General features: G+C 41.1%; 11 protein-coding genes, 3 tRNA genes, 1 rRNA gene and 3 pseudogenes. 6 read left to right on the top strand and 12 right to left on the bottom strand.

Going from position 1 to position 12,672, the window contains the following annotated elements; translation table 11 throughout:
- Nucleotides 1-59 precede the first annotated feature (59 nt).
- The 3 genes and pseudogenes from V2546_RS13145 to V2546_RS13135 all read left to right on the top strand — a co-directional run.
- Nucleotides 60-1,028: pseudogene (locus V2546_RS13145) on the top strand (transposase); the annotation flags it as partial.
- 408 nt (nucleotides 1,029-1,436) lie between these two features.
- Nucleotides 1,437-1,967: a hypothetical protein gene (locus V2546_RS13140; RefSeq protein ID WP_329752575.1), complete on the top strand. Its 531-nt coding sequence runs from the start codon at nucleotides 1,437-1,439 to the stop codon at nucleotides 1,965-1,967.
- 14 nt (nucleotides 1,968-1,981) lie between these two features.
- On the top strand, nucleotides 1,982-2,257 hold the full coding sequence (locus V2546_RS13135; RefSeq protein ID WP_015552225.1) for a hypothetical protein: 276 nt from the start codon (nucleotides 1,982-1,984) through the stop codon (nucleotides 2,255-2,257).
- Between the two features lie 326 nt (nucleotides 2,258-2,583).
- On the opposite strand, the gene V2546_RS13130 is transcribed toward V2546_RS13135, so the two are convergent.
- Nucleotides 2,584-3,009 carry a recombinase family protein gene (locus V2546_RS13130; protein ID WP_329752574.1) on the bottom strand — a complete coding sequence of 142 codons (426 nt, stop codon included), beginning with the start codon at nucleotides 3,007-3,009 and terminating at the stop codon, nucleotides 2,584-2,586.
- A gap of 188 nt (nucleotides 3,010-3,197) precedes the next feature.
- Here V2546_RS13130 and V2546_RS13125 point away from each other — a divergent pair, with 188 nt between their 5' ends.
- Nucleotides 3,198-3,878, top strand: a complete 681-nt coding sequence (locus V2546_RS13125) for a recombinase family protein (RefSeq protein WP_329752573.1) — start codon at nucleotides 3,198-3,200, stop codon at nucleotides 3,876-3,878.
- 97 nt (nucleotides 3,879-3,975) lie between these two features.
- Here V2546_RS13125 and V2546_RS13120 read toward each other — a convergent pair whose 3' ends face one another.
- The 7 genes and pseudogenes from V2546_RS13120 to V2546_RS15755 form a co-directional block, all read right to left on the bottom strand.
- Entirely contained in the window at nucleotides 3,976-5,340 is a 1,365-nt protein-coding gene (locus V2546_RS13120; protein ID WP_329752572.1) for an AAA family ATPase, read from the bottom strand.
- A 30-nt stretch (nucleotides 5,341-5,370) separates the two neighbouring features.
- Entirely contained in the window at nucleotides 5,371-6,726 is a 1,356-nt protein-coding gene (locus V2546_RS13115; protein ID WP_118532681.1) for an AAA family ATPase, read from the bottom strand.
- Between the two features lie 752 nt (nucleotides 6,727-7,478).
- Complete coding sequence (locus V2546_RS13110) at nucleotides 7,479-7,730, bottom strand: BtpA/SgcQ family protein (RefSeq protein WP_243022344.1); 252 nt, start codon at nucleotides 7,728-7,730, stop codon at nucleotides 7,479-7,481.
- A gap of 114 nt (nucleotides 7,731-7,844) precedes the next feature.
- A complete protein-coding gene (locus tag V2546_RS13105) occupies nucleotides 7,845-8,681 on the bottom strand; it encodes a sugar phosphate isomerase/epimerase family protein (protein WP_118532685.1) in 837 nt (278 codons plus the stop codon).
- A gap of 21 nt (nucleotides 8,682-8,702) precedes the next feature.
- Complete coding sequence (locus tag V2546_RS13100; RefSeq protein ID WP_118532687.1) at nucleotides 8,703-9,539, bottom strand: sugar phosphate isomerase/epimerase family protein; 837 nt, start codon at nucleotides 9,537-9,539, stop codon at nucleotides 8,703-8,705.
- A 246-nt stretch (nucleotides 9,540-9,785) separates the two neighbouring features.
- Nucleotides 9,786-10,241 carry a hypothetical protein gene (locus V2546_RS13095; protein ID WP_243022345.1) on the bottom strand — a complete coding sequence of 152 codons (456 nt, stop codon included), beginning with the start codon at nucleotides 10,239-10,241 and terminating at the stop codon, nucleotides 9,786-9,788.
- Between the two features lie 15 nt (nucleotides 10,242-10,256).
- Nucleotides 10,257-10,328 (bottom strand): annotated as a pseudogene (locus V2546_RS15755) (helix-turn-helix transcriptional regulator); the annotation flags it as partial.
- A 25-nt stretch (nucleotides 10,329-10,353) separates the two neighbouring features.
- Here V2546_RS15755 and V2546_RS13090 point away from each other — a divergent pair.
- Both V2546_RS13090 and V2546_RS13085 read left to right on the top strand, forming a co-directional pair.
- On the top strand, nucleotides 10,354-10,767 hold the full coding sequence (locus tag V2546_RS13090; RefSeq protein WP_147352740.1) for a hypothetical protein: 414 nt from the start codon (nucleotides 10,354-10,356) through the stop codon (nucleotides 10,765-10,767).
- Nucleotides 10,768-10,864: 97 nt separating this feature from the next.
- Nucleotides 10,865-11,750 (top strand): annotated as a pseudogene (locus V2546_RS13085) (transposase); the annotation flags it as partial.
- Nucleotides 11,751-12,110: 360 nt separating this feature from the next.
- Here the strand turns inward: V2546_RS13085 and V2546_RS13080 are convergent.
- The 4 genes from V2546_RS13080 to V2546_RS13065 form a co-directional block, all read right to left on the bottom strand.
- A tRNA-Cys gene (locus tag V2546_RS13080) sits at nucleotides 12,111-12,181 on the bottom strand.
- A gap of 13 nt (nucleotides 12,182-12,194) precedes the next feature.
- Nucleotides 12,195-12,266, bottom strand: a tRNA-Glu gene (locus V2546_RS13075).
- 143 nt (nucleotides 12,267-12,409) lie between these two features.
- Nucleotides 12,410-12,482 (bottom strand) — tRNA-Asn (locus V2546_RS13070).
- 70 nt (nucleotides 12,483-12,552) lie between these two features.
- Nucleotides 12,553-12,672, bottom strand: a 23S ribosomal RNA gene (locus V2546_RS13065); the annotation flags it as partial.

Genomic DNA, 12,672 nt, shown 5'->3' with positions numbered 1-12,672 from the left:
TATATCCAACACAAAACGCCGAGCTTCGAAAAGCCCGGCGTTCGTGGTATAATCAGTTTATGCGACTAAACAAAATAATACAGAGGGATTATACCTCATTTTCGCTGGATTATCAAATCAAACTTCCGCTGGATTTAGAGATTTCTATTCCATCTGATGATCCAGTTCGTCTGGTAAGTGCCTTTGTGGAGGAAATGGACCTTTCTGAACTATATAAAACTTATGGCAGGATCAGAAAAAATCAGGCAACGCCGCGTCAGATGCTGAAACTCGTTATCTATGCAGCAATGAATCGAATCTACTCAAGTCGAGATATCCGAAAAGCATGTAAACGGGATATCAACTTTATGTATCTCCTTGAAGGAATGCCTGCTCCTGATCATGCAACGATTGCGCGTTTTATCTCCCTACATTTTTCTGCCTGCGCAAAGGTTCTTCTTGCCCAAATGTCAGATCTGCTCTATCTTTTTGGTGAGATTTCGGGAAAGACCATTTTTATTGATGGCACCAAGATTGAATCGGCAGCCAATAAATATACATTTGTATGGAAACGGGCTATTACGAAAAATCAGGCCCGGTTATACACAAAACTAACTTCTTTTGTGGCTGAATGCGAAGAACTCTATGGAATCAGGACCGTATACCATGACCAGATATCCATCCACACATTAAAACGGTTAAAAAAGCAGTTGTGCCGCGTCAAAGTACAGGAGGGAATTGTGTTCGTGCATGGAATTGGACGTAGAAAAACACAGTTGCAGAAATCCCTGGAACAGCTGGATCAATATCTGGAGAAACTAAAGGAATATACGAAAAAACTGTATACGCTTGGAGATAGAAACAATTATTCCAAAACAGACCCGGATGCGACCTTCATGAGAATGAAAGAAGATGCGATGCTGAATGGACAGTTAAAACCTGCTTATAACATCCAGCACGGAGTGGACTCTGAATACATCATATGGATTGATATTAGCCCGCGTCCAACCGATACATGCACCCTGATCCCTTTTTTAAAAGATATGGAATTTGCTATTGCGACAGCCCCTTTTTTATGGAAGGCAACCTTGTAATTCGGGAAAGGTCAACTGCTCGAAATAAATCGGTTGCAAAAAATCATTTTCTTAGGTGCGGATATAGCTAAGCGAATAGTAAAATGACAATATTACTACATCCACATCAAAAATGAAGAATTTCTTACATTTCAACTGAAAACTTGCAGAATTTTTATGATTGATTTACTAATATTGCGCTTTTAAAACAACTATGATAGAATTTACACATAGAAAAACAAAACACATGCTTAATTTCGCTATATTTAAACATAAAAGGAGTGAATCCAATGAACAAATAAATACTTTTATTTTAAGCACCCCCACAATTTGACACTATCAAATCAAGGAGGTACTTTTATAAAAAAAATTAGAAAAAGAATTATGAGTCTTATTCTTACAGCAATTCTTATTTGCACCACTTTTACGTCAACTGTCTTGGCTGCAGAAACTGCACCATTAAGATTATACATGTCATCCGGGGAAATTGCCAGAGAGCAGGCATACTTCGATTCTCTCAGCAGGGATGAACTGATCCAGGTATTAATGACAAAATACGGAGCTACAGAAACTGAAGCTGAAAGGTTAGTTAACCTTGCTTATGAAAATACCCAGCCGTATTCCGCAAGGGCGAAAGCTTTTCCTTCGAACCCATCCATTGGGCAAACATGCGTTATTGATGTAACGATTCACGTTGACGATGCCGCAACAGCTGCTGGAATTGCTAGTGAAATTATGGCTGCTTCGCCTTATGTGACTTTAGCAACCGCGCTTTATGCTGCCAATATATTACTTACGGCTGGAAGTATGATATATGGATATACAGTTGTACTCCATATTAGTTATACCTATGGATATACAAACGATGGTGTTTTAGGTTGGACCCCGGGCTATGTATCTTATGAGATTTATTAATTGAGAGGTATGCTATGAAATATAAGGGAAATGTCTATTCGTATTTTAATTTATCAGGGATATTATTTTGTATTTTTATTGCATGGGCATCCTATTACAATTATAAGAATTTACAAATAACCGGACTTTTGGCTTTTTTTGTATTCTGCGTATTGAAGTGTGCAATGCTTGCAAAATTTAAAAAAGATATACTTGAAAAAGATACTCCCTTATTATTTAAAGTTTCTAACCATGTGTTTGGAATAGCATTTATTATCATGGATATCTTTATCTTTTATGTAAATAGGTGATCACTGGTCGCCTATGTTAAAGGAACTTAAGGCGGAAATACACATGGATGCATTTCCGCCTTTTACTATGCAATTGGAAATTTAGATAAGTCGTTTCTATATTTGTAGTAAGTGCCGCGACTGATGCCGATTACTTTCATGCAGTCAGATGGACAAAGATCTCCACCAAAGAGCGTATCACGTTTCAGAATAATATTTTTTGCCTTTCGTTCCTTCTCGGTGATGCACCGGCCACGAGGCCGGCCGAGCTGCTTTCCAGAACGTCTGGCTGTTTCTAATCCCTCGATCGTTCGTTGCCTGAGATCATCCAGTTCCTTCTGGGCCTGTTAAAAGGCAATACGGACTTGCTTTTCTGCAAGCTTCACTTGATATGCTTCGATGGCCTCCAGAATTATATCAACCTCCGTGCCAGTCCGTGGAATTTGCATCTGACAGGCTTCCCGATATACATCCGTGTTGATCCCAGGCTCCACGAAGAAAAACAAGTTCACTTTTCTTTTATACAGATCCAGGTACTCCTTTACTCCATCATCCTCATCACGGGCCATTCTGGAAACCGAATCAAAATAGATATTATCTCCAGGCATAAATCTGGGATAATATCTCCGCCACTTATGCCGATCCTGTGTGCTACCAGTAAAAATTTCCTTGATGATAACAAGGTTCGGATCCGGACACATCAGGCGGATGTTGCGCTCCTGTCGTTCCACGTTCTGAAATTTTGTAGAAATCCTTATATATCCATAGTTCAATGCACATCTCTCCCGATTGTATGAAAAAAATGTTATATTTATAGTGTACAGATGATTGGCAATATACGCAAGTTGAAACTGTATAAAAAACGACCGTTTTTTTCGTACACTTATATCTTTCATTATCTGAGCGATTATTGTATAATATAAACGTAAGCTTTTTATCATACGTCTCGGAGGATACCTCATTGATATACGGATACGCAAGAATTTCCAGCAAGCACCAAAACATCGACCGCCAGATTCGCAATATTAAATCCCGCTACCCAGATGCCATAATGATCATCGAAGTTTATACTGGGCGAACGCAGGACCGCCCTAAATGGGTAAATCTGATCTCAATGGTAAAAGGAAATGACAAAATCGTCTTCGACTCTGTCTCCCGAATGTCCCGTACTTCAGATGAAGGATTTGCAGACTATAAAGCGCTCTATCAGCGGGGCATTACATTAGAATTTATAAATGAGCCACAAATCGATACTGCTGTGTACCGCGAATCTCTTCAGATTGATATTCCAATGACCGGTACTGATGCTGATCTGATTCTTAAAGGCGTGGAGCAGTATCTGATGAAATTAGCTGAGAAGCAAATTAAAATCGCCTTTGACCAGGCACAGAAAGAAGTTGACGATCTCCGTCAGCGTACCATTGAGGGTCTGCAAACTGCCCGCTTATCCGGGAAAAAGCTCGGTCGTCCACATGGACGCTGTATTACAGAAAAGGAACGGAAGGCAAAAAATATCATCATCAAGCGGGACAGACTCTTTGGCGGAGATCTATGTCCGACTGACTGTATGAAAGTAATTGGCATCAGCCGTAACACCTATTATCGATATCGCAAGGACCTACAGCAGGCAACTAATGCATAGATTTTCACCTGCTGCCCCAACTAAAAATGAGAGCAGTTGCTATCCACATAGCTTCTGCTCTCAAAATTTGTAAAATGCTTTAGTTGCCGACTTTCCTCTAATTAAACTGAAACTTCGCTATCCCATAAATCGGGATCGTGTAAGTATTTCCATGGATTCCACCATGCGTATTTCCCTTTGCATACAGAACATAATCTGCTTTTCTCTTCTCCAGGATCTCCTCCGCGGTCTTTCCACTGTTTTTTCCAGCCTTAACCTCAACAGCATACGTGTGTTGGCCTGCATGAACTGACTTTACGAAGAAATCAATCTCATATTTCCCCCATGTAGAAAACGCCGGGGTCTCCAATGCAATCTCCCTTGGATATGAAATTCTTCGTTTCAGATCAAGATATACGAAATTTTCGTTGACCACTCCCTGAATATCCCCTGCTCTGCAGCCTGTCTGGGTCAGAAAATACGTTGTAAGTCCCAGATCCATGAAGAACGCTCTTGATTTTGCTTTGTAAGACAGAATATCACATCCAGTCAGTTTTCCGGCAAATCCAATAATTCCAGCACTGTGGAGCCAGTCAATTGCCCGGTTTACCGCAGCTTTTGAAAGATTGCTTGAGTATTCTCTCACAACAAGGCTTTGAAGTTCTTCACTGAAACTGTCTTCCTCGAATCCCTTTTTTTCCCTCACAAGAAGTCTTGCGACACTCGTAAACAGGTTCTCATAGCTATCGTATTCCAAGATGTCTTTAAAGTATCTCCGGCTCTCATTTGCAAACAGGCGAACGATCTTCTCAAGAGTCAATTGGCACTGAGAGATGCTACCTGTCTCCATATAAGTTAGCACAACTGCCGGATATCCGCCAATCGTGCAGTATATATGGTAAAGCTCTTCCAGCTCCCGGTACGTATTTTCACTGCTGTTTCCATATAAATCCAGCTGCCGGTATAGCTTTTCCTTTCCTAATGCCATTAAAAACTCTTCAAAGCTGAGAGTCTGAATATCAATTGCGTCCAAATCCCCAGCCGAATATTTAAAGTCGTCATTCAGAATTCTTCCACGGTAGCTTCCTGTAATGATAAAATCACACGCCAGATTTCTCGTAAACTCCCGAATCCGGTTATAAATATCTACCGATTCCTGAATCTCATCAATGATCACAACCGTGTCTGAGTCATCAACAAACGTAGGGTCATATCGTTTAATCAACTCATACACAGGATTCTCATACCGTTCTCCCTGTTTCATGTTCTGAATGAGATCTCTGTAATGGCTCACCAGTAATTCCCCAGAAAGTTCCAGAAGATTTACATAAATTTTTCTTTTATATTCCCGGTCCGCAAACTTATTGACCAGATAAGTTTTTCCAACCTGTCTTGCCCCTGACACTTCAAGTGTAGAATGGTTCGGTTTATTCTTCCATGCAAGCAATTTACTAGATGCTTTTCTTTCTAAATCGATTTGCATCTTGTCCTCCCGTCCACTCATTCATCCATTTTATACTGTCTCATAGGGGAATCGGCATCCGATCGTATAAATCGGTATCGTTGCAAAGCGTGATCCCTGACCTCCATGAGAAAGTGCACACCGGAACCCTTTGTCAACCATACCCTTATCTCTATAATACTCCAAAGATTTGGCACGATTATTTCCGCTCTTTACCTCAAGTCCATAGCGAACATCATCTTTATCGACAACCACAAAATCCAGTTCATAGTCTCCACAGGTAGAAAAGCACGGCTTGTCACCCCGAACACGCTTTTTCCCCGGAGCAGCCTGATACAAGCGACTAAGCTCTGTATACGCAAATGTCTCTGTCAACATTCCCTCGGTCGCGTCTTTCGGAACTGTAACCATACTGGAAATATAATTTGCGATTCCCGGATCAGCAAAGTATGCCCTTCGATTGCTGACAACATCTGTCACATCCCCATTATTATAAAGATCGCAGTAGCCGATAATTCCGGAATATAACAGCCACGAAGCCGCTGTGCGCACCTCATTCCTGCTCACCGGTTCCTTTACCGTGTCTTTCACAAAATTCGTGACAAATTCCAGAAATGTCTTTCCAGTGCCCTTCTCCTCTTCCGCAATCTGCACCAGAACTGCTTTATACGCTTCCTGGAAAATACTAAGTGCCGTACTATTGGTAAAGAATCGACTTGACTCTGCCGTAAAGGTACGAATCAGATCTTCAAGAACCACCATACAGTCGTCAATCTGTCTGGATTCTATGAATGTTGTGACAACCAGCGGATACCCACCAATTTTTCGATATACCTGATAGGCCTCTTCAAGTTTCTGATAATCTTCATCCTTGGATTCTGACTTCAAGCTGATTGTTTCCAATATATCTTCTATATTCAATGCTCTGCAAAATTCTTTGAATGACAGCGGGTACATTTGAAGGTACGCAATCCCTGCCGGAAGGAAGAAGTCTCTGGAATTGACGGTTCTGGCAAGATAACTGCCGCTGACAATGATGTCGCATCCAAGCTGTTCCCGCAGATCACGGATCGCATTGTAGACATTCGCACGCTCCTGAATCTCATCAATCACGAGAACTGTACTTTCATCATCCACATACTCACCAATTCCTGCATTCCTGCAATATTCCCGCATAAAATGATCTGTAAGCATTAGATCTTCAAATCCATATTCATCACGCACGAGATTCACATAGACGACCTGTTTATAATGGCTATATACAAACTTCTTGACCTCATGCGTCTTTCCAACATGCCATGGTCCTTCTATTTGTAATACAGTATGATGCCGTTTATTCTTCCAGTTCAGAAGCTCATTCTGTACATCCCGCTCTAACTCGATTTTGCTCTGTACAAATCCGGTCATCCCTGATTCCTTTCCTGCTCTTCAACCATCGTTGTTATCATTATAGCAAACTCCATTTAAAATTCCTATCATCGTCTGAAAAAATATTCGTTTATGCAGCCCTCCCCTTATCTTCTGCATCCGACTGAATCTCTTCTATCGTTGTCGCAATATGGCACCTCTGCAACGCCTCCTCATATGTAACTCCATGATTCTCAATTTTTAAAATTCCTTCACACATCCGACGATGTACCGGATTTTTTGAACACCGCAGCCTCTGAATTCGGTTCGGCTCTTTCTTCAGATGACAACCAAATCCACACATCACACAGCCAGTTCGGCTCTCGCCTGTCGTAACCCATTCTCCCGTTTTATCCCATACCACTTCTCCATATATGCAACAGATGGGAATTCTATGATCCATTTTATATTGCAATACGTCTGCCCTTATCCAGAACCCCATCGGCTGACTCTTAATTGTATGGCCATCATAGACATTGCACCCCGTATGATTATACTGGTTTTCTCTTTTAAATCCCTCATCCAGGTTCTTTTTCGATGAGTTCCATGATTTCTGATAAATGAAAGACCTTATTAACCGGTAAAGTAGCAAGAAATTCTCGTATCTGCGTTGTGCTTACCCCATTTGCCATCTTATTTTTCTCCTCTCTACACACAAAGGCACTGCAAAAACCTTCACTCTATCAGATTTCACAGTGCCCGCTTATTTACAGATTACATTTATATCTTTTTTCTTTCCCTAAAGCTCACTTTCATCCCATATCTGCCTCGACTGCTGCTGCCAAGTCAATCGTCGCCAATGGATTAGAAACAATATTGACACCAAATGGAACTTTTATCTCTTTTTTTAATTCTCCCACAACCCGTCCCATCGCTGCCACAGTTACGTAGGAAACCTTTTTTTCATACGGAAGGCTGAATTCATTGGCAATCAAAACTCCATCTACTCCTCCCTCCTGGAGCGCCTGAAGCTCTCTGGCTGCATTTTCAATTACCTCTCCCATCGTTGCGTCTTTTTCATACAGAGGATCCCCCCGGCAGCGCCCGCAAATGCAACAGTGCAATGATTGGCTTTTTTACATGAAATAATTCATCTGTCCACATATTCTTTCTCTCCTCTATTCCATGTACATTCTCAAATTCTGCACATTTCTTTTGTCATAACGAAATGGATCCAGGTAATACGCTGGTGCTGTCAGTTCCTGCGTAAAATATCCCTCATATCCATTTTTTACCATGTCCTCTAAATCCTTTCTTAAGTTTCTCTTCCCTTCACCCCAGATGTAATGCCCATAGGGATCACAATCCTGAAAATGTGCATGTACAATGTTTTCCTTTCCAAAAACATCAAACCACTGCTGAATCGTTTCACCAGAAACTGACATTGCTGTCAAATCAATCATAACTTTAAAGCGCGGATGATCGACTAAATCAAATAACTGTTTCATTTGCTGCAAACTATACCCAATTCTTGATTCCTGCGGCCGTAAAGTCTCTGCCACAATTGTCACGCCATTTTCCTCTGCGACCTCACAAAGTCTCTGATGCATCTCAGCTGCCCGCTTCAACCCATCCTCCTCCGCTTCATCCCAGTAACCCCATCCAGAATTTGCTTCCATCTTGTCTGCCCCCAGCGCAGCCCCCAGACGTATCGCATTTGCAAAAAATCCAAATGTTTTTTCTCTCAGTTCTGGTTCTTTTACACCAAATTGATAACCAAACCGGCAATTCTGTGGTGTAAATACTGGGCACTTCAAACCGTGTTCCTGTAATTTTTTACGGACTGGCTCTGGATCCTGATATTCATTTGGATCCAGCCAAAGTCCTTGATGCCCTCCCAGCAATTCTACATTTTTGATTCCCAGTTCCTGCATACAATCCAGGAAATAATCCAACGTATATTGGCAATAATGAAGATTCAATACCGAAAGTTTATCAAAATCAACTATTTTCATTTTCGCTTCCTCCTCATACAATTAATCCATTATAAACGGTTCCAATTCACGCATATTCTGCCGATCGGCTGCAGCCGGATCCTCCAGGTAGCGTGCATCATTCAGTGCCAGGCTTAGCAATCCTTTATATTTGTACTGATCCAGACAAGTCAATTGATCCTCTAACGGTCTCAAACCATCTCCCCATGCAAGGCATCCCTGCGGACGTCCATCCACAAAACGGATATGATATATTTTGTCTCCTAATGCTTCAAACCAGTCTTTCATCGACTCTCCTGCCACTCCGGCACTCGTCAAATTCAGGGCAGCCTGTATCTGCGGCTCATTAACCGACTCCAAAAGTTTTTTTAGCTCTGGAAGCATATTAATAACCGTTGCGTCTTCTGGCCGTACTGTTTCCACTGCAAGAACAACCCCCTCTTCCGCAGCAGTTTTTGAAAGCCGACGCAAGGTTTGAACCGCACGTTCAAAAATACGTCTCGGATCTTCATTTCTTGCACCGCCGCAGCAATTGAGTACCATCACTTTCGCACCAGCTTCTGCCGCTGCACGGATTCCATTTTCAAAATATCCGATTGAATGCTTCCTTGCCGTCTCGTCATGACAGCAAAGTGCATAATTATAAATCGTACACTCCGGTGAAAAAGCTCCGATTGTCAATCCATAATCTGCTGCATTCTTTTTTAATTCAGCCGCATCCTCAAACCCATAATCATCTAGCAGGAAATGCGGTCTTGCACACCAAAACTCTATATTTTTTATTCCGAGAGCCTGCTGCGTTTTAAAGAAATAATCCAAAGTTCTGTATTTATAGTGCATATTCATTCCTGCAATCTGTTCCCGCCTTATCTTTATCATCCAGTTGTTCCTCCTCGTATTATATAGCAGTAGTATATCATATAATTTTATGAAATACTTTACAAAGATTTTTATTTCTAGGGAAGAAAAAAGTGTCTGAAAATATAGATCACATCAATTTATAAAGAACGTTATTCTATTTATTGATAACGTTATCATATAGAAAGATGTACGTTCTTTTTGTGCAATTTGCTATTATAGAGTGAAAAAATAAATTTACAGTGCATTTCAGCATAATGAAAATACTTAGTCGTTCATATTATCATCTTGGAAAATTTCTACATCATCGTCTTTTGAATTTAATCGAGCGAACCAATCAGTTGTTGCTCCAGTAACCATTCCAGCAACCGCTCCTGTAGCGGCGCCGATTGCACCAATTGCACCGATTGGTGTTGTCATTCCGACAACGGCGCCGATTGTACCGATTGGAGATAAACCAGCGCCCAGTATGCCAGCACCAACTGTTGCACCAACAGTAGCTGCATGTGCAATACTTGAAACGGCTTTTTTGCGAAATTTATTTTGCGGAGCTGTAGCCTCGTACAAAAATTTTGCTTGATAATTTTTAAATTCCTCACGTGTTAGCTTGGCGTCTAATAATTTATCCATAGCATTTTTTAAGAGTTCTACATAAGGAGCTTTAGAGTGAGTAATTTCATATTCAAAAATATATCGCAAACCAATATATTGCAATTTACTCATTGTGGATTTCCCATTTTCTAAATTGCTGATGGTTTGCTTGGTAAGCCCGATCCGATCCCCTAATTCCTGTGTGGTCCAGCCACAGATTTTTCGTAATATAAATAAATTCTCCTTGGAAGAAGAGCCGGATGAGGTTGATGTTAGAATATTACACCGGCGGATCGCAGATCAAAGGATCATCAATGCTGTTACTTGGTATAAAGTACAGCATACACAGCTGTTTATTAGTAACGATAAAGCGTTACTAGAGGCAATTGTTACTGCAGATCAGATGGAAGCAGTTCACGGGAAGCCAGTTTACGCGACCAGCCTATCTGATGACGGTGAGCTTATCAAATACACTAAGGCGGAAGCTATTGATTGGGACGCGGTTGATAAAGATATTTCTGATACGAATAGAGACTATATAAACGGAAAAATCATAGGCACTATTATGGGAAGTATCTTTAGTACCATTATAGTCGGAGGGATTTCCTACTTGGCACATTCACATACAAAAATTTCAAAACCGTGTAAACACTTTTAACAAAAAGGGGCTGTGAAAAAACATAGCCTATAAAAAAGAAGGACCAAGGATTCATAATGAATCCAAGGTCCTCTTTTTGTGTTAAAATTAATCTGCAATGAAAAAAATAACACACACTTATTCTAACCCCAAACAGGCAGTTTTGCCAATACTAATTCAAGATTATCTGGACATTTGTGATCCGGTGCTGACATTTAATCGATTTATGGGAGAAATCGATTTGGAGAAATACCTGAAGGAAATCCCGAAACATGAGGTGGGAAGACTTCGGTATAACCCGGTCAGTATGCTGAAAACAATCCTGTTCGGATTTATGACAAATGGATATGTTTCTCTTCGTGAGCTGGAAGACAGCTGCAAAGTGAATCTAAGATTCATGTATCTGATGGATCATGAAGTCCCATCCTATCGGACTTTTGGATATTTTATCAATGAGATACTCAGCGATTCTATTGAGAAACTATTCTGTGATATCAATCAAAAAATTTTTGAGAAAGAACATACGGACCTGCAACATTTATATATTGACGGTTCTAAGTTTGAAGCCAACGCAAACAAGTATTCCTGGGTATGGAAGAAAGCGACTGAAAAATCCAGATACCGCCTGTTTGAGAAGATCACTTCCCTGTTTCAGGAAATTAATCTTGAGCTTCAATACACAGGGATAAAGTTCAGTATTAATACGGAATACTCGCCAAAATACCTAAAGGAAGCCGCATCGAAATACGTAGAAATCTGGCAGTTGGATGAAACAACGTTTGTCGCTGGGAAAGGACATCGAAAGTCAGTCCAGCAGCGCCATTATGAAAAACTTCAGGAATATCTGTCAAAGCTGAATGACTATGTAGAAAAGATCCAAATCTGTGGAGATGGACGCAATAGCTATTCCAAGACTGATCATTCCGCTACTTTCATGCGAATCAAAAAGGACTATATGGGAAATGACCAGCTGCTCCCGGCGTATAATGTCCAGGTCGGTGTGGCGGATGAGTAATAGCGGTTGTTGATGTGAACCAATACCGTTCAGATATGGACTTTTTCATCCCCCTCATGAATAAGTTCCATGATATTTATGGCTTCTACCCCAAATATCCGGTAGCAGATGCCGGTTACGGCTCGTATAATAACTATATTTTCTGTGAACAGAATCTTCCATGTTAATTCCACTCCTATTCCAGCAAAAAGAGAAGGAAGCCTTCTACTCAATTTATTGTATGAATATAGATAGGTAAATCTTCATACAATGCACTGTTTTCAGACCGCAAACACGCGCAAACATCAAAATCACAAAGAAAAAACCCCAGAGTCCTTATAAATAAAGGATTCTGAGGCTCTCATAAGAGAGGCGACAACCAGATTTGAACTGGTGATCAGGGTGTTGCAGACCCACGCCTTACCACTTGGCTATGTCGCCATATTTAGTTAAATGACCCCAACGAGGTTCGAACTCGTGTTACCGCCGTGAAAGGGCGATGTCTTAACCGCTTGACCATGGGGCCTTAAATATATACTATCATATTTACTTGCCTCTGTCAACCGGATAAACGCGAATCCATCGATTACCAGATTTGAACTGGTGACCAGGGCGTTTCAGACCCACATCTCATCAGGTTTACCGAACACATTGGATAGTATGAAAAAACTCCCCGAGTAGGACTCGAACCTACGACAGCGCGGTTAACAGCCGCGTGCTCTACCGACTGAGCTATCGAGGAATAATGAAGGAACATACCTTCAAAACCACATATTGAACATCATCAACCTTCGAATCTCCACTTGACCTTCCTGGATAAGCCCTCGACCGATTAGTAACAGTCAGCTCCATGCATTACTGCACTTCCACCTCTGCCCTATCTACCTCGTCGTCTTCAAGGGGTCTTACTTCTTTCGAATGGGATATCTCAT

It is taken from the genome of Clostridium sp. CM74B_53, assembly GCF_036318045.1.
Lineage (GTDB): Bacteria > Bacillota > Clostridia > Lachnospirales > Lachnospiraceae > Pilosibacter.
The sequence above is the reverse complement of the archived record's forward strand: the minus strand, read 5'-3'. Positions and strand labels throughout refer to the sequence as shown.